The sequence below is a fragment of the Streptomyces sp. NPDC093984 genome, assembly GCF_044764595.1.
Classification (GTDB): domain Bacteria; phylum Actinomycetota; class Actinomycetes; order Streptomycetales; family Streptomycetaceae; genus Streptomyces; species Streptomyces cynarae.
This window is the reverse complement of the sequence record NZ_JBIWIM010000001.1, coordinates 85,862-102,671: the sequence shown is the minus strand read 5'-3', so window position 1 is coordinate 102,671 and position 16,810 is coordinate 85,862. Positions and strand designations below refer to the sequence as shown.

At 71.9% G+C, this 16,810-nt stretch carries 16 protein-coding genes; 8 read left to right on the top strand and 8 right to left on the bottom strand.

Annotated elements, in window-relative coordinates; translation table 11 throughout:
* The first annotated feature begins 9 nt into the window (after nucleotides 1-9).
* Complete coding sequence (locus ACIRC0_RS00450; protein ID WP_403609304.1) at nucleotides 10-402, top strand: VOC family protein; 393 nt, start codon at nucleotides 10-12, stop codon at nucleotides 400-402.
* Nucleotides 403-476: 74 nt separating this feature from the next.
* Nucleotides 477-1,547, top strand: a complete 1,071-nt coding sequence (locus ACIRC0_RS00445; protein ID WP_403609301.1) for an adenosine deaminase — start codon at nucleotides 477-479, stop codon at nucleotides 1,545-1,547.
* Here the strand turns inward: ACIRC0_RS00445 and ACIRC0_RS00440 are convergent.
* Nucleotides 1,529-2,044 (bottom strand): DUF664 domain-containing protein, encoded by a 516-nt coding sequence (locus ACIRC0_RS00440; RefSeq protein WP_403609298.1) that lies wholly within the window; start codon nucleotides 2,042-2,044, stop codon nucleotides 1,529-1,531. The two genes, ACIRC0_RS00445 and ACIRC0_RS00440, sit on opposite strands and share 19 nt — an antisense overlap.
* A gap of 58 nt (nucleotides 2,045-2,102) precedes the next feature.
* Complete coding sequence (locus tag ACIRC0_RS00435; protein ID WP_403609296.1) at nucleotides 2,103-3,002, bottom strand: LysR substrate-binding domain-containing protein; 900 nt, start codon at nucleotides 3,000-3,002, stop codon at nucleotides 2,103-2,105.
* Nucleotides 3,003-3,128: 126 nt separating this feature from the next.
* Between ACIRC0_RS00435 and mgrA the strand changes: the two genes are divergently transcribed.
* Complete coding sequence (mgrA, locus tag ACIRC0_RS00430) at nucleotides 3,129-4,118, top strand: L-glyceraldehyde 3-phosphate reductase (RefSeq protein ID WP_403609293.1); 990 nt, start codon at nucleotides 3,129-3,131, stop codon at nucleotides 4,116-4,118.
* A 233-nt stretch (nucleotides 4,119-4,351) separates the two neighbouring features.
* Nucleotides 4,352-6,883, top strand: a complete 2,532-nt coding sequence (locus ACIRC0_RS00425) for an ATP-dependent Clp protease ATP-binding subunit (protein ID WP_403609291.1) — start codon at nucleotides 4,352-4,354, stop codon at nucleotides 6,881-6,883.
* A gap of 42 nt (nucleotides 6,884-6,925) precedes the next feature.
* On the opposite strand, the gene ACIRC0_RS00420 is transcribed toward ACIRC0_RS00425, so the two are convergent.
* Entirely contained in the window at nucleotides 6,926-7,315 is a 390-nt protein-coding gene (locus tag ACIRC0_RS00420) for a nuclear transport factor 2 family protein (protein WP_403609288.1), read from the bottom strand.
* 369 nt (nucleotides 7,316-7,684) lie between these two features.
* Between ACIRC0_RS00420 and ACIRC0_RS00415 the strand changes: the two genes are divergently transcribed.
* Nucleotides 7,685-8,095 (top strand): hypothetical protein, encoded by a 411-nt coding sequence (locus ACIRC0_RS00415; RefSeq protein ID WP_403609286.1) that lies wholly within the window; start codon nucleotides 7,685-7,687, stop codon nucleotides 8,093-8,095.
* 20 nt (nucleotides 8,096-8,115) lie between these two features.
* Here ACIRC0_RS00415 and ACIRC0_RS00410 read toward each other — a convergent pair whose 3' ends face one another.
* Complete coding sequence (locus tag ACIRC0_RS00410) at nucleotides 8,116-9,402, bottom strand: streptophobe family protein (protein ID WP_403609283.1); 1,287 nt, start codon at nucleotides 9,400-9,402, stop codon at nucleotides 8,116-8,118.
* 222 nt (nucleotides 9,403-9,624) lie between these two features.
* Here ACIRC0_RS00410 and ACIRC0_RS00405 point away from each other — a divergent pair, with 222 nt between their 5' ends.
* A complete protein-coding gene (locus tag ACIRC0_RS00405) occupies nucleotides 9,625-10,056 on the top strand; it encodes a helix-turn-helix domain-containing protein (protein ID WP_403609281.1) in 432 nt (143 codons plus the stop codon).
* A gap of 64 nt (nucleotides 10,057-10,120) precedes the next feature.
* Here the strand turns inward: ACIRC0_RS00405 and ACIRC0_RS00400 are convergent, their stop codons facing one another.
* The 3 genes from ACIRC0_RS00400 to ACIRC0_RS00390 form a co-directional block, all read right to left on the bottom strand.
* On the bottom strand, nucleotides 10,121-10,723 hold the full coding sequence (locus ACIRC0_RS00400) for a ClpP family protease (RefSeq protein ID WP_388994868.1): 603 nt from the start codon (nucleotides 10,721-10,723) through the stop codon (nucleotides 10,121-10,123).
* A gap of 1 nt (nucleotide 10,724) precedes the next feature.
* Nucleotides 10,725-11,363 carry a ClpP family protease gene (locus tag ACIRC0_RS00395; RefSeq protein ID WP_403609278.1) on the bottom strand — a complete coding sequence of 213 codons (639 nt, stop codon included), beginning with the start codon at nucleotides 11,361-11,363 and terminating at the stop codon, nucleotides 10,725-10,727.
* A 112-nt stretch (nucleotides 11,364-11,475) separates the two neighbouring features.
* Entirely contained in the window at nucleotides 11,476-12,675 is a 1,200-nt protein-coding gene (locus ACIRC0_RS00390; protein ID WP_403609275.1) for an epoxide hydrolase family protein, read from the bottom strand.
* Between the two features lie 121 nt (nucleotides 12,676-12,796).
* On the opposite strand from ACIRC0_RS00390, the gene ACIRC0_RS00385 reads away from it, so the two are divergent.
* Together ACIRC0_RS00385 and ACIRC0_RS00380 are read left to right on the top strand one after the other, a co-directional pair.
* A complete protein-coding gene (locus tag ACIRC0_RS00385; protein ID WP_403609273.1) occupies nucleotides 12,797-13,279 on the top strand; it encodes a VOC family protein in 483 nt (160 codons plus the stop codon).
* 178 nt (nucleotides 13,280-13,457) lie between these two features.
* Nucleotides 13,458-13,988, top strand: coding sequence for an SRPBCC family protein (locus ACIRC0_RS00380; RefSeq protein WP_403609271.1), 531 nt, complete (start codon nucleotides 13,458-13,460; stop codon nucleotides 13,986-13,988).
* Between the two features lie 4 nt (nucleotides 13,989-13,992).
* On the opposite strand, the gene ACIRC0_RS00375 is transcribed toward ACIRC0_RS00380, so the two are convergent.
* Nucleotides 13,993-16,809 (bottom strand): NHLP bacteriocin export ABC transporter permease/ATPase subunit, encoded by a 2,817-nt coding sequence (locus ACIRC0_RS00375; protein ID WP_403609269.1) that lies wholly within the window; start codon nucleotides 16,807-16,809, stop codon nucleotides 13,993-13,995.
* Between the last annotated feature and the right edge of the window lies 1 nt (nucleotide 16,810).

The window sequence follows — 16,810 nt, the reverse complement described above, 5'->3', positions numbered from 1 at the left end:
GAAGGCCCCATGAGACGCATCGCCCTGGTCACCCTCGTCGTCGACGACTACGACACCGCGATCCGCTTCTACACCGACGCCCTGGGGTTCCGGCTCGTGGCCGACGAGCCGAGGGGCGACGGGTCCCGGTGGGTCGTGGTCGAGCCCGGTGCCGACGGCCACGGCACGGGGCTGCTGCTCGCCCGTGCCAAGGACGAGGAGCAGCGCGCCCGGGTCGGTGACCAGACCGGTGGGCGCGTGGGCTTCTTCCTGCACACCGACGACTTCGCCCGCGACCACGCCCGGATGACCGCCGCCGGCGTCACCTTCCTGGAGGAGCCGCGGCACGAGCCGTACGGCACGGTCGCCGTCTTCCAGGACCTGTACGGCAACCGCTGGGACCTGCTCCAGCCCGCCGAGTAGTCCCCCTGGCCGATCCCCCCGAAGAGCAACCCGTCGAGTCCCCTGAAGAACAACCCGTCGAGGAACCACCGCACATGACCGCCCCGCGCATCGACACCGACACCCTCCGCCGCCTGCCCAAGGCCGTCCTGCACGACCACCTCGACGGCGGTCTGCGCCCCGCGACCGTCGTCGAGCTCGCGCGGGAGGCCGGCCACACCCTGCCCACCACCGACCCCGGCGAACTGGCCGCCTGGTACTACGACGCCGCAAACTCCGGCGACCTGGTGCGCTACATAGCCACCTTCGAGCACACCCTCGCCGTGATGCAGACCCGCGAGGGCCTGCTGCGCACCGCCGAGGAGTACGTCCTCGACCTCGCCGAGGACGGCGTCGTCTACGGCGAGGTGCGCTACGCCCCCGAGCTGATGGTCAAGGGCGGGCTGACCCTGAACGAGGTCGTCGAGACCGTCCAGGAGGGGCTCGCCGCCGGCATGGCGAAGACGGCGGCCGACGGTACCCCGGTGCGCGTCGGCACGCTGCTCTGCGGCATGCGCATGTTCGACCGGACCCGTGAGATCGCCGACCTGGCCGTCGCCTACCGTGACGCCGGTGTCCTCGGCTTCGACATCGCCGGCGCCGAGGACGGCTTCCCGCCCGCCGACCACCTGGCCGCCTTCGAGCACCTGCGCCGCGAGAGCGTCCCCTTCACCATCCACGCGGGCGAGGCGCACGGCCTGCCCAGCATCCACCAGGCCCTGCAGGTCTGCGGCGCCCAGCGCATCGGCCACGGCGTCCGCATCACCGAGGACATCGTGGACGGGAAGCTCGGCCGCCTGGCCGGCTGGGTGCGCGACCGCCGGGTGGCCCTGGAGATGTGCCCGACCTCGAACCTCCAGACCGGCGCCGCCACCTCGATCGCCGAGCACCCCATCACCGCCCTGAAGGACCTCGGTTTCCGGGTCACCCTCAACACCGACAACCGTCTGGTCTCGGGCACCACGATGACCCGGGAGATGTCCCTGCTGGTCGAGGAGGCGGGCTGGACCCTCGAGGACCTGCGCACCGTCACGGTGAACGCGGTCAAGAGCGCGTTCATCCCGTTCGACGAGCGGAACGCCCTCATCCGGGACGTGGTCCTGCCCGGCTACGAGGCCGCGCTCTGAAGCAGTCCCCGTACGTAGGCGGCCTGTCCGACGTGCTGCAGATCGTCGGACAGGACGCTCACCAGGCGAACCCCGAGACTGACCGGCGGGTCCCAGCGTTCGTCGACGATGCGCTCGAGGTCCTTGGCGGCCAGCCCCCGCAGCGCCTGAAGGGTCTGCTCGTGCACGGCGTCGTAGTACCCGGTCAGCAGGTCACCGGAGTCCACCCGGACCTTGGCGACCTTCGCGGGGCTGTGCCCGTACCCGGTGTCGTGGCGCGGCAGATCGAGGCCGAAACGCTTCTCCCAGCCTTGTGACAGCCACACCTGGTCCAGGTCGAAGGCGTCGGCGACATGGTCGTCCTGGACGCGGCTGAGATGCCAGACGAGCCAGGCGACGGAGTTGGTGTCGGCGGTGGGCCGGGCGTTGAGGTCGTCCTGATCCAGACCCTCGACGGCGGCGTGGACTTCTTCGTGGATGCGGCCGTAGCCGTCGATGAGGATGTCCTTGGCATGCATGGCTCCACCATCGCGCATCGCCGCCCGTCATGCGTCCGGAGCCCGCCTCCCGTCCGCGTCACGGCGGTGGTGACGCCAGGCCCTCGACGTCGAGCAGGGTGATCAGGGCCCGGGCCGCCGGCCCCGTGGCCCGCTCCGGTGGCAGCAGGGCGACGGTCTCGTACTCCGGTCCGGCCGCGGTCTTGAGCGGGAGCGCGGTCAGCGACGGACGCTTGTGCCGGAAGTGCCGGGGCACGACCGCGATGCCCAGGTTCTCGTCGACCAGGTCGAGGAGGCTGTGCACGTCGTTGACCTCCAGCGCCACCGTGCGCCGTACGCCCGCCGCGGAGAACGCCGCGTCGGTGGTGCGCCGCGGCCCCCAGTCCGGGTGGAAGTCCACGAAGACCTCACCGCCCAGGTCCTCGGGCGTGAGCACCGCTCCGCGCGACGCCAGGCGGTGGTCCGGATGGCACAACACCGTCATCGACTCGCTGGACAGCGACACGGACCGGAGCTGGTCGGTGTCCGCCTGCGTCCGGTAGGCGAAGGCCAGGTCCAGCCGCCCGGCGGCGACCCCCTCGGCCAGCGCGCCCGAACCCGCCTGCCGCAGCCGGATCTCCACATCCGGGTGGCGCCGCCGGAACGCCGCGAGCAGCCCGGCCACATGCACGCCCGGGATGCACTGCTCGGTGCCGAGCGCGAGCGTGCCGCGCAGGACGCCCTGCACCGCGGCCACCGCCTCGTGCGCCGCCCGGACCTGTGCGAGGATCCGCTCAGCCTCGCCGAGCAGGGCGCGCCCGGCCTCCGTCAGGGTCACCCTTCGGGTGGTGCGCACGAACAGGGGGGCCCGCAGCTCCCGCTCCAGCGCCCGGATCGACGCCGACAGGCCCGACTGGGACACCATGAGGCGTTCCGCTGCCCGGGTGAAGTGCTGGTCCTCGGCGACCGCGACGAAGTGCTGGAGGTGGCGCAGTTCCATGATTGAGAAGCGTATCCGCTGAATTCCATCGGATTCTTCTGTTGGACCACTGCCCGCAGGCAGGGCGAGAGTGGTGACCGGTTCCCCGGAACCGCTCACCCGTGCGCCAACCCCTCTGGAGTCGCGTTGTACACCGCCCATCCCGACCGCTACGAGGCCATGCCCTACCGCCGCACCGGACGCAGCGGCCTGCAGCTGCCCGCGCTGTCGCTCGGCCTGTGGCACAACTTCGGCCCGGACCGCCCGGTCGCCACCCAGCGCGCCATCCTGCGCCGCGCCTTCGACCTCGGCGTCACACACTTCGACCTGGCCAACAACTACGGCCCGCCGCCCGGCGCCGCCGAGTCCGCCCTCGGCGAGGCGCTGAAGGCGGACTTCGCGCAGTACCGCGACGAGCTGGTCATCTCCACCAAGGCCGGCTACCTGATGTGGCCCGGGCCGTACGGCGAGTGGGGCTCGCGCAAGTACCTGCTGTCGTCGCTCGACCAGAGCCTGAAGCGGATGGGCCTGGACTACGTCGACATCTTCTACTCGCACCGCCCGGACCCCGACACTCCGCTGGAGGAGACGATGGGCGCCCTGCACTCGGCGGTCCAGCAGGGCAAGGCGCTGTATGTCGGCGTCTCGAACTACTCCCCGGAGCAGACCCGTGAGGCCGCCCGCATCCTCGGCGAGCTGGGCACCCCGCTGCTGATCCACCAGCCGCGCTACTCGATGCTGGACCGCCGTCCCGAGGACGGGCTGCTGGACACCCTGGACGAACTCCAGGTCGGTTCCATCGCGTACTCGCCGCTGGAGCAGGGCCTGCTCACCGCCCGCTACCTCGACGGCATCCCGGAGGACTCGCGCGCGGCGAGCGACAGCCCGTTCCTCGACTCCGACGCGGTCACCGAGGAGCTGGTGGGCAGGCTGCGCGCGCTCGACGACATCGCCAAGTCCCGCGGCCAGTCCCTGGCCCAGATGGCCCTGGCCTGGGTGCTGCGCGGCGGCCGGGTCACGTCCGCCCTGGTCGGCGCGAGCAGCCCGCAGCAGCTGGAGGACAGCGTCGCGGCGATCGGCAACCTGGACTTCGACGCGGAGGAGCTGGCGCGGATCGACGCGCTCGTCCAGCAGTGAGGTGACCGTACGGGTGCCCGGCGGCAGGCGTCCCCCCTGCCGCCGGGCCGTGCCGGCGAAACCCGCCGGCCCAGCGTCGGCGCCAGGTACCCCCGCCTCCCGTTCCCAATCGCCCCGGTGCCGCGGCAGCCCTGCGGTTGAGGGGCCGTTCCGCGTGTCCAAGACTGGGCAGATACGGGCAATCGACTACGGCGGGCGACGCGGCCGTGTCGGCCGCGGACGGGTGGTCCATCGTGACGATCTCACCCTTCGGGTCAGGAGACCCGTTCTCCGAACTGTTCAACCGCTTCTTCGGCATGAGTCCGGCGACCTCACCGCCGGCCGTCCAACGCGTCCCCATCGGACGTCTCCTCAGCGACTCCGCGCACGAGTTGCTCGCCACCGCCGGCACACGGGCGGCCGAGGACGGGTCCGACCTCGACACCGTCCACCTGCTGTGGGCCGCGACCCAGGTGCCGGCCGCGCGCCAGGTGCTGGCGCAGGCGGGCGCCGATCCCGGCAGGCTCGCCGGCGACCTGCGGGAATCCCTGCCCTCCGGGACCGGCACCGGCGAGCCCGCGCTGACGCCGGCGGCCAAACGCGCCCTGCTCACAGCGCACGCCCGCTCCCAGGCGGCCGGCGCCTCCTACATCGGCCCCGAGCACATCCTCGCCGCGATCCTGGATGATCCGCGTTCCCCGCTGGCCCGGACCCTCAGGACCGAGGGAGCCACCCCGGGCGCCCTCGGCGGCGCGCCCCGGCAGGGGCGGGAGACGGGCGGGCACCCCGACACACCGACGCTCGACGAGTACGGGCGCGACCTCACCGACGAGGCACGCGCCGGACACCTCGACCCGGTGGTCGGGCGGGCCGCCGAGATCGAGCAGACCATCGAGGTCCTCTCCCGCCGCACGAAGAACAACCCGGTGCTCATCGGCGACCCCGGCGTCGGCAAGACCGCGATCGTCGAAGGGCTGGCCCAGCGCATCGTCGCCGGGGAGGTCCCCAAGGCGCTGAAGGACCGCCGCGTGGTCGCCCTCGACCTCGCCGGACTCGTGGCCGGATCCCAGTACCGGGGCCAGTTCGAGGAGCGGCTGAAGAAGGTCATCGACGAGGTCACCGGGTCTGAGAAGAGCGTCGTCCTCTTCATCGACGAACTGCACACGGTCGTCGGCGCCGGTGGCACCGGCGAGGGATCCATGGACGCGGGAAACATCCTCAAGCCCGCCCTCGCCCGAGGCGACCTCAGCGTGGTCGGCGCCACCACCATCGACGAGTACCGCAAGCACATCGAGAAGGACGCCGCACTGGAGCGCCGCTTCCAGCCCGTCATGGTGCCCGAACCGACCGTCGAGGAGACGGTCGAGATCCTGCGCGGACTGCGCGACGCCTACGAGGCCCACCACCAGGTCCGCTACACCGACGAGGCGCTGGACGCAGCGGCCGCCCTCTCCGACCGCTACATCAGCGACCGCTTCCTGCCCGACAAGGCCATCGACCTCATGGACCAGGCCGGAGCCCGGGTCGGACTGCGCAGCGTGGGGGACTCCGCGGAGGCGACGGACCTCGAGGACCGGCTCACCCGGCTGCGCCGGGAGAAGGACGAGGCCGTCAGCACCGAGGACTTCGAGCGCGCGAGCCAACTCAAGCGGGAGATCACCGAGTTGGAGGGCCGTCTCGCCTCGGTCGGCGAGGATGGAGCACCCACGCCCGGCGTCACCCCCGACGACATCGCCGAAGTGCTCTCCGCCCGCACCGGTATTCCGGTCTCCCAGCTCACCGAGACCGAACGGGACCGGCTGCTGAAGCTGGAGGAGGTGCTGCATGAGCGGGTCGTCGGCCAGGACGACGCGGTCACCGCCGTGGCCCAGGCCGTGCGCCGCGGCCGGGCCGGCATGGGCGACCCGAACCGGCCCACCGGCAGCTTCCTCTTCCTCGGCCCCACCGGCGTCGGCAAGACGGAACTCGCCAAGGCGCTCGCGGAACTGCTCTTCGGCGACCCGGACCGCATGATCCGCTTCGACATGAGCGAGTTCCAGGAGAAGCACACCGTCTCCCGGCTCATCGGCTCCCCGCCCGGCTACGTCGGCTACGAGGAGGCCGGCCAGCTCACCGAGGCGGTGCGCCGCAAGCCGTACAGCGTCGTGCTCTTCGACGAGGTGGAGAAGGCCCACCGTGACGTGTTCAACCTGCTGCTGCAGGTCCTGGACGACGGACGGCTCACCGACGCGCAGGGGCGCACGGTCGACTTCCGCAACACCGTCGTCATCATGACCAGCAACATCGCCTCCAAGCACATCCTCGACCACCACGGCGACATCGACGAGATCAGGGACGACCTGATGGCGGAACTTCAGGCGCACTTCCGCCCGGAGTTCCTCAACCGGATCGACGAGGTCATCGTCTTCCACGCCCTGGGCCGCCGGGACCTGGTGCGCATCGTCGACCTGCTCCTGGAGGGCAGCCGGCGCCGGCTGCACGCCCAGCGGATCGGCCTGGAGGTCACCGAGACGGCCAAGGAGTGGCTGGCGAACCGCGGCTACCAGCCGGAGTACGGGGCCCGGCCGCTGCGCCGCACCATCCAGACCGAACTCGACAACCGGCTGTCGAACATGCTGCTCGACGGCACGCTCAACCCGGGCGACACCGTCGTCGTCGACGTCGTGGACGGGGAACTGAGCCTGAGCCTCAAGGCCGAGGCGGCGCCCCAGGAGCAGGGAGCACGGGGCGGCAGCCCGGAGGACACCGAGGAGGAGCCTCCGAGCTGGCCGGGACCCATTTCCTAGCGGGCCGCGGCGCTGACGCCGAGCTGGTCCGAAAGACAGGCGCTAACCCACCGCGCCCTCGGGGACGCGGTCCAGGAACCCCTGCACGCTGCGGATGCGCCCGTCGCCGTCCAGGGTGATCACGTCGGAGCCGGCGACGGGTGCCGAACCGTCCGCGTCGCTCACCAACTCCCAGGAGAAGCGGGCGAGGTCGTGGTGCCCGTCGACCGCGCCCGTGAGCCGGAAGGAGAACCCCGGGAACTGTGCGTGCGCACCCGCGATCACGGCCGCGATCTGCTCGTGCCCGCTGACGTCGGCCAGAGGATCGGTGTAGGTTCCGTCCGCGGTCCAGGCGGCGGCGACCGCCTTCGCCAGCGCCTGGGCGTCCAGGGTGTTCCACGCCTCGAAGTAGCGGGCGACGGCGGACTCGTAGCGGTTGGTCTCTGCGGTCATGGCGAACAGCCTCCATCGAGGTCACATGCGCTGGTCAGGAGCCGGATCCCGGGGTGTGGTGCCTGCCGGGAGCCGGCACCGCAACCATGCCCGGACACGCGAGGGGGCGTCGATTACCTCCCGGGTAAGCGCGGGCGCGCCGGGCGGAGGTGGCTCGTTTGCGCCAGAAGCGGCCGTGAATATGCCAGGAGACTGGCTGAAATCGCATGGTGACAGAGGGTCAGGAGTGGCGATACTCGAAGGAGCGGGTGACCCGGGTCACGATAGAAAGCGCTACCGCGCGGACAGCGGGACGCCCACGTGCACAGCGAGCGAACGTAAGGCACCACGGGCCGATCCGGCACCGAGCACCGCACGGGGGGAGCGATCGTGCACGACGAGTTCCTGTGCCATGTCACGGCATACGGCATCTGCGGAGGGCAAAGGGTCGGCGTCCCCCTCGGCACCTACCGCGCCCCGACCCTGGCCCTCGCCCTGTGGTGGATGCGCGACCGTGCCTCCTGGATCGCCGAACGGCTCGACCCGGACCCCGACAACCCCCTCTTCCCGCCGAACTCCATCGCCCCCGTCGCCGACACGGTTCCCGACGTGCCGGCCGTCCTGCGCGCCTGGTGCAAGGACGTCGGCCAGCAGGAGAGAGTGGCCGAGGAGCTGGCTGCCGGACGGCTGGTCCGTGTCGCCGTCAGTGACGACACCACCGAGTACGAACTGCTCGCCGAGTCCGTGGACGCGCTGCGAATGCAACGGTTCGTGCCCGCGCTGTCCGCCCCGGTGGCCTGACCGAAGTCCGGGGCGCCGCGTCACGGAACCTCGCCCCGTCGCCGCACCCTCTGGGCGAGCAGCCCGCCCGCGAACCCGGTCGCAAGTCCCCACACCATGGCGAGCCCCAGCGCCGTCCCCGGCCGGGGTCTCAGGAACAGCACGCCGGAGAGCCCTCCGCCGAGGTCGCCGACCCCGATGAGCGACAGGCCGTAGTGCGCCGAGACCCGGCACAGCAGGCAGACGGCGAGAACCGCCGCCATCAGCGCGACCGCCATGTGCACGGCGTGCCGCCACGGCCGCATCCACGCCGGTGAACGCGCCGCAAGCACGAACCCGGCGGCGATCAGCAGCACGGCGTCCACGGCCACCAGCCACCACGCCCGGCCGTCGTACCGGGCGAGCGTACGGAGGTTCAGCGTCGAGAGGTCGGGAGTCCGCAGCACCTCGTCGAGCAGATGCGGCATGGGCAGCCCGAACGGCCCGTCCACCCGGCCGTGCCAGGTGGCGCCCATGCCGAGGGTGAGCACCGGCCACACCAGGTTGGGCAGGCCCAGCAGGATCAGCGCGAACGTCTCGGCGGGGTGCCCGCGGGTCGCCGCCACCACCAGCGCGACGACGGCGCCCAGGGCGACGCAGACGAGCAGCAGGGCCACCATGGCGTACGCGGCGGGCCGCACGGACTCCTGGAAGCGCAGCAGCCGGGCCGGCAGCGGCGCACCGCGTGACACCAGCAGAGCGAGGAGGAGCACGCCCGCGAGCCACAGCAGACCGAACAGCACGGTCGGCCACAGGTCCGTGGCGAACCCGATCCCCGGGGAGATCCCGAACAGGCTGCCGATGTCGCCGATCGTTCCGGTGCCGAGCGGGACCGCGAAGGTATGGCGGGCCGCCGGCGCGAGGCCGACGAGCGCCACCAGCCACAGCACGGTGATCCGCCCCGCCCAGCCCGCCAGTTCACGCGCGTCGGCGACGGCCCGGTGCCGCAGCGGGCGCAGGAATCCCGCGGCGATCACCAGCGCCCCGGACAGCGTCACCGACAGCGGCATCACCGTCAGCCCCGCCCGTGCGCCGGCCGCCGCACCGGCGTCGCCCGCCAGCCTCACACTGCCGCCGACAGCCACGACGACCGCGGCCACGACCACCCGGGGGAAGCCGCCCTCGGGGATGTCGCTGCCGCCCGCCGCCCACAGCCCGAGCGCGGCGAGCGCGCCCATGACGACCAGCCCGGCCAGCACCGTGACGCCGGCCCGCACCCAGCCGTGCGGTGCGAGTGCCGGGCCGCCGGTGCGGGCGGCGGCGCGGCCGGGCGGGCTCGTGACGCTCACACTGACACGCTAGGCAGCCCCACGGCACCCCGCACGGCCACGCCACTTCCTCCGCGAGCGCGTCGATTTCCTCCGCGAGCGCATCGGCGGCCGCATCGGCCGACGGCCGGGCCGCGGCACCCGTCAACTGCCGCCACCAGCCCGGCCGCACGGCCGCACGGCTTCACCCAGGGCAGAACGTCGCTCCCTTCCCGTGGCGCCCCGGATCCCTAGGCTGAAGGGGTGAGCACTCATGCGCCGAACGAAGCCCGCGTCATCCCCCTGCGCCCGCAGACCGCGCCGCCCGGCTCCGGTGGGGCGACCCGCACCCCGCAGCGACCGACGGGGGCCCCGCAGCCGCCCGCGCCCAAGGAGCCCTTGTGGCGCGACCTCGTCGGTGACGTGCTGCGGCGCGAGCGGCTCGCCCAGGAGCGCACCTTGAAGGACGTCGCGGAGGCGGCCCGGATCTCGATGCCGTACCTGTCCGAACTGGAGCGCGGCCGCAAGGAGGCCTCCTCCGAGGTCCTCGCGGCCGCCGCCCAGGCCCTCGGGCTCGGCCTCGCCGACCTGCTCTCGCTCGCCCAGGACGAGCTCGCCCGCTACGCCCGGAGCCGGGTGGGCCGGGGCCGCAGGTCGCCGACGGCGCAGTACGACGGCCTCTGCCTCGCCGCCTGACCGAATCGAGGGCCGACGGCCGGTACAGAGGTGGGTCCACCCCGCCGTACCGGCCGCTCCGGGGTCAGACGAACGCCAGCCGTCGGCTCAGCACCTCGTCGGCGAGCCCGTAGGCGACGGCCTCCTCGGCGGTGAACACCTTGTCCCGGTCCATGTCCGCGCGCAGCGTCGCCACGTCGTGGTGCGTGTGCCGGGACAGGACCTCCTCCACCTGGGAGCGGATGCGGACCATCTCCTTGGCCGCGAGGCTGAGGTCGGAGACCGTGCCCTGCCGTCCGCCGCTGGCCGGCTGGCCGAGCAGCACCCGCGCGTGCCGGAGCACGAACCGCCGCCCGGGATCTCCGCCGGCCAGCAGCACCGCCGCCGTGGAGGCCGCCTGGCCGACGCAGAACGTGGAGATCGGGGACTGCACGAACGTCATCGTGTCGTAGATCGCCATCAGGGAAGTGAACGATCCGCCGGGCGAGTTGAGGTAGATCGAGATCTCGTGCTCGGGATTCGACGACTCCAGATGCAGGAGTTGCGCGATGACCACATTGGCGACCCCGTCGTCGATCTCGGTGCCCAGGAAGATGATCCGCTCGTTGAGCAGCCGGCTGAAGACGTCGTAGGACCGCTCGCCCTGCGCGGTCCGCTCGATGACGTACGGAACCGTGTACGACCCCATGTCACAACCCCATCCGCCGGCGCGACGCGGCCGCGCGGACGTCGGTGAGCGACTCCACCACCCGGTCCACCATCCCGTACTCCCTGGCCTGCTCGGCCGTGAACCAGCGGTCCCGGTCGCCGTCCCGAGCGATCGTCTCCTCGCTCTGCCCGGTGTGCTCGGCGGTGATCCGCTCGATGGCCTTCTTGGTGAACTGGAGGTTCTCCGCCTGGATCTCGATGTCCGCGGCGGTGCCGCCGATGCCCGCCGACGGCTGGTGCATCATGATCCGCGCGTTCGGCAGCGCGAACCGCTTGCCCCGCGTCCCCACGGTGAGCAGGAACTGCCCCATGCTCGCGGCGAAGCCCATCACCAGCGTCGAGACGTCGTTCGGGATGAGCCGCATGGTGTCGTAGATCGCGAGCCCCGCGGTGACCGACCCGCCGGGGCTGTTGATGTAGAGGCTGATGTCGGTACGCGGGTCCTCCGCCGACAGCAGGAGCAGCTGCGCGCACACCCGGTTGGCCGACACCTCGTCGACCTGAGTGCCGAGGAAGACGATCCGCTGGGCGAGCAGTTGCGCGGCGAGGTGGTCGTCGAAGCGGCTGGGCGGTGTGTCGCCCTCCTCCGCCCGCGGCGAGAGCGTGGTGAGTGGAGTCATCGGGTCTCCTTTTCGGTGGCTTGGGTGCCGTCGACTCCACCCTTGACCTCGGGAGATCCTCGGATGCGGTTTCTCGGCCCGCAGCAGATTCGCCACGGGCAGAGGCGACGACTCAGCCCTTCTCGCGCAGCTGCCGGAAGAACGCCCGTACGTCCTCCACCAGCAGGTCCGGCTCCTCCATGGCCGCGAAGTGCCCGCCCCGGTCGAACTCGGTCCAGCGCACGATGTTCTCCGTCCGCTCCGCCCTGTGCCGCAGCGGGATCTGGATCTCGGCGGGAAAGACAGCCAGTGCGGTCGGCGCGGTCGACGGTTCGGCCGGCGCGGCGGCCCGGCCCGTGGTGTGGGCCCGCTCGTAGTAGATCCGTGCCGACGAACCGGCGGTCCCGGTCAGCCAGTACAGCGTCACGTCGGTCAGCAGCAGGTCCCGGTCGACGGCCTCCTCGGGCAGTTCCTCGGAGTCCGTCCACTCGCGGAACTTCTCCACGATCCAGGCGAGTTGGCCGACGGGCGAGTCGGTGAGCGCGTACGCCAGCGTCTGCGGCCGGGTGGAGTGCAGCATCGCGTAGCCCGCGCCCTCGCGCTGCCACTCGGACCAGCGCTGCCAGGAGGTGAGCGTGCGCTCCCGCTCCGCGGGGCCGAGCGCGGCCAGCTCCTCGGTGGTCGGTTCGGTCAGCTGCTGGGCGCCGGGCAGCAGGTTCAGGTGGATGCCGATCACCCGATCCGGGTGGGCGCGGCCCAGCTCGCGGGAGATGGCCGCGCCCCAGTCGCCGCCCTGGGCGCCGAAGCGCGGGTAGCCGAGCCGGTCCATCAGCTCCACCCACGCGTCGGCGACCCGGCCCGCCTCCCAGCCGGTGTCCCGGGTCGGCCCGGACAGACCGAACCCCGGAATGCTCGGCACCACCACATGGAACGCGTCGGCGGGATCGCCCCCGTGGGCGGCCGGGTCGGTGAGCGGCCCGACCACGTCGAGGAACTCCACGACCGACCCCGGCCAGCCGTGCGTGATGATCAGCGGGGTGGCGTCCGGCTCGGGGGAGCGCACATGGGCGAAGTGGACGTGTGCGCCGTCGATCTCCGTCGTGAACTGCGGCCAGGCGTTCAGCCGCGCCTCGGCGGCCCGCCAGTCGTAGTCGTGGCGCCAGTACCGTACGAGCTCCTTCAGATAGTCGCGGGGCACCCCGTACGCCCACCCCGCGCCGGGAAGCTCGTCGGGCCAGCGGGTGCGGTCGAGCCGGTCATGGAGATCGTCGAGGTCGCTCTGGGGGATCGAGAGACGAAAGGGCCGGATGCTCCCGGCGGGCGAGGACGTCATGGCCGGATGCTAGTTCCGGGCACCTTGACCGCCACACGGATCGATCCGCGGCTCGGCCGATGAGTTCCGGGGCGAGGATCGGTCTGCACAGGTGACCGCTTCCACACTCCAGGAGGTACGCATGGCCACCGAGGGATTCACCACCTGTCTCTGGTTCGACGGCCAGGCCGAGGACGCTGCGCACTACTACGTGTCGATCTTCAAGAACTCCAGCATCGGGCAGGTCGGCCGCTATACGGAGGCCGGCCCCGGCCCCGCCGGTTCCGTGATCGCCGTCGAGTTCACGGCCAACGGCCACAAGTTCGTCGCACTGAACGGCGGACCCCAGTTCACGTTCAACGAGGCGATCTCCTTCCAGATCTACTGCGAGAACCAGGAGGAGATCGACTACTACTGGACCAAGCTCACCGAGGGCGGCGGTCAGCCGGGCCCCTGCGGCTGGCTCAAGGATAAGTACGGAGTGTCCTGGCAGGTCATCCCCGACGGGCTCCTCGACATGGTCGGCGACCCGGACCAGGAGAAGGCGGCCCGCACCACGCGCGCGATGCTGTCGATGGGCAAGCTCGACATCGCCGCCCTGGAGAAGGCGTACGCGGGCGAGTAGCCACCGCGAGGTGACGGCCGGCCCACTTGTGACGGGGGTGAGCTGGCCGCCGCGATCGCGCTCCCGGCCTGGGACGCCGCGAGGACATGACGGGACGACGCTGTCGTGGAGCGGACGGGTGGCCGTCCGGGCGCGGGTACGGTGGCGGCGCGCCCACAACCGGAAGGACTGATTCGCCATGGTCGCCGGCCTCACCGGTACGTACCTCACCCTCGACGACGGCCGCCCGGCCGTCCGCTTCAGCCGTCTCTACGACCACCCGATCGAACGGGTCTGGCGGTTCGTCACCGATCCGGACGAACTCGCCGCATGGTTCCCCTCCCGTGCCGAGTTCGACCTGCGCCCCGGCGGGCCCGTCCGGTTCAGCGGGGACCCGAACATGCCCGAGTCCACCGGCACCGTCCTCGCCCTCGACGCGCCCCGGCACCTCTCTTTCGCGTGGGGCGGTGACGAACTCCGCTTCGACCTGGAGGAACCGGGTGACGGGCGCACCCGGTTCACCCTCACCGACGTCCTGGGCGAGCGGAACGCCGCCGCCCGCAACGGCGCCGGCTGGGAGGTCTGCCTGGCCGCCCTGGACGCCGAGTCGCGCGGTGAGCGCCCCGAGGGACCGCATGCCGGGCCGACCGCGACCTGGAGGGAGTACTACGAGGCCTACGTCGAGGCCGGTGTCCCCTCGGGCGCGCCCATCCCCGGCGCCGGCGCCTGACCCCTCAAGCCATCTGCCGCCGCACCAGCTCGTGCAGCCGGCCGGTCGTGTCGGCGAGGAGCCGGCCGGGCGGGCCCTGCTGGGCGATCCTGCCGTCCTCCATCACGATGACCCGGTCGGCGTCCAGCACCGTGGACAGGCGGTGGGCGATCACGATGCGGGTGGCGTTCAGGGCGCGCGTGGACTCGATGACCTTGCGCTGCGTCTCGTTGTCCAGAGCGCTGGTCGCCTCGTCGAAGAACAGGATGCGGGGCCGGCGGATCAGCGCCTGAGCGATCATGAGCCGCTGCCGCTGGCCGCCCGAGATCGCGCCGCTGCCCTGGACGATGGTGTGCAGCCCCATCGGCATCCGCTGGATGTCCTCGGCGAGGCCCGCCATCTCGGCCGCCGCCATCGCCTCCTCGGGGGTGTACGGCTCGGTGCCGCAGATGACGTCCAGGATGGACCCGTTCATCGGCTGCGCGTGCTGGAGCACCACCCCGCACTGGCGGCGCACCGCCGACTGGTCGAGCGCCGCGAGGTCCTGGCCGTCGTAGAGCACACTGCCGGACACCGGCTTGTCGAAGCCGATCAGCAGGCGCAGCAGCGTCGACTTGCCGCAGCCGCTCGGGCCCACGATCGCCACGAACTCGCCCGGTTTCACCTCGAAGGAGACGTCGTCGAGGACCAGGGGACCGTCGTCGGCGTACCGGAACGACAGCCTGCGTGCCTCGATCGCCCCGGACAGGACCCCCGGCCGGGTGCTCGCCGTGCGCACCTCGGGGGTCGCCTCCAGCACCGGCCTGATCTCCTCGAACAGCGGCAGCGCGGCCACCGCCGAAACGAACGCGCCGGTCAACTGGGTGACCGAGGTGAGCAGCATGGTCATCGAGGTGTTGAAGGTGAGGAAGTCGGCGGCCGACAAGGCGCCCTTCGCGGGCCCCGCCAGCAGCATGAACAGCAGCAGGGAGCACAGCGGCAGATATACCGCGCCCAGCACCGTGGTGAGGTTCTTGATCCGGCCCACCTTCTGCTGCAGTTCGCGGCTGCGTGCGAACTCCCGCGCCCAGGCGGCATAGGCGTAGTTCTCGGCCGCCGCCACCCGCAGCTTGGGCAGGCCGCGCAGGGTCTGGAACGCCTGGTTGTTGAGCTTGTTGCTGAGCCGCACCAGGCGCCGTTGCCAGCGCACCTGCCACAATCCCAGCCCGAGGAAGACGGCGGCGATGACGACGAGCATGCCGATGGCGGCCATGGCCATGGGCACGCTGTACCACAGCAGCAGCCCCAGGTTCATAGCGCCGACCGTCACCGACTGGGCCACCGTGGGACCGACTCCGGCGAGCAGCCGCCGGATGGCGCTGACCCCCATCGCGGCGCTCGCCAGCTCACCGGTGGACCGCTCGGTGAAGAACTTCGTCGGCAGCCTCAGCAGCCGGTCCCAGACCGCCGGCTGGAGGGTCGCCTCGATCCGCCCCTCGAGGCGCAGGATGGTCAGGTTCTCCAGCAGCATGAAGGCGGCCGCCACCACGCCGGTCACCATGAGGGCGAGGCAGACCTGGACGATCAGCCCTTCCTGCGCCTTCGGCACGTACTCCCCGAGCACCTTGCCGGTGGCGATCGGCACCAGCGCGCCCATCCCGACGGTGACCAGTCCACTGATGAGCAGGTTGACAAGATCGCCGCTCATGCCGCGCATGCTGAACCGCAGCAGCCCGAGCGGACCGAGGCGCTGGTCGGGCAGCGGACGGTAGAACATCACGGCCCGCGGCGCGAACTCCGCCGCGTTCGCCTTCTCGATCGGTGTCTCGCGCCCCGACGACGGGTGCACGGCGACATACCCGCCGCGCCGCCACAGCAGCGCCACCGGCGCGCCCGACAGGGCCCGGTGGCCCACCAGCGGGCCGACGTTCTCGTGCCACCAGCGCCCGTCGAGCCGTACCGCCCGGGTGCGGACACGGGAGGCGACGGCGATGCGCTCCACCGGGTCCAGGCGGTCGCTCTCGGCGCCGCTGTGCGTGGGTTCGGCGAGGGTGATGCCGGCCGCCCCGGCCACGAGTTTGCACGCCGCGTAGGTGGCGTCGGCGTCGGCGGCGGTGGTGCGCCGCTCCGAGGACTTCCCGATGGACGCCAGCAACGTCCGGTCGGCCTGGGCGCGGACCGCCTCGCCCGCCTTGATACCGGCCGCGGTACGGGTCTCGTGGGTGCGCTCCAGCTGCTCGATCCACCGGTCCAGGGTGGCGAGGAGGCGGTACTGCTGGTCGACCATGCCCTGCCAGACGGCGGGATCCATCAGCAGGTCGGTGGCGGCCTCCGCTCCGTACAGGGAGCCGTACTGCACGCTGCCCGGCGGCACCTGCATCCAGAAGACGTCGTCGTCGGTGATGTCGGCGGCCCGTTCGGTGGCCATCGGCGCCTGGAACAGGATCGACAGGCTCCGGCCGACGCCGAGGGCGAGGGCGTACTCCAGGGGGCTCGTCGTCGGCGGCACGTACTGCGGGTTGCCGTACTCGTCGTACGACCAGGTCTGGGTGTCGGCCTGCTGGTACAGCTCGCGCAGCTGGATACGGCGCACCACGCAGTCGCGGGCCGGCCGGGCGACCAGCGTGTGCTGGGGTCCCGCGACCGGGCCGAGCAGCAGGGAACCCGGCTCGAGACGGCCCAGGTGGTGCCAGTGGCCCTGTACCGCCGCGTCGACGGCGAACAGGTCCAGCGCGCCGGACGCCACCAGCCACAGCACCTGCGGCCCCTCCAGGTCGAGCCGGCTCAGGCCCGAGCAGTCGAGGGGGGCGCCCATCGCCCCGAGAGCGTTCAGGACGACGTCGCCCTCGTGCACCGCCGTCATC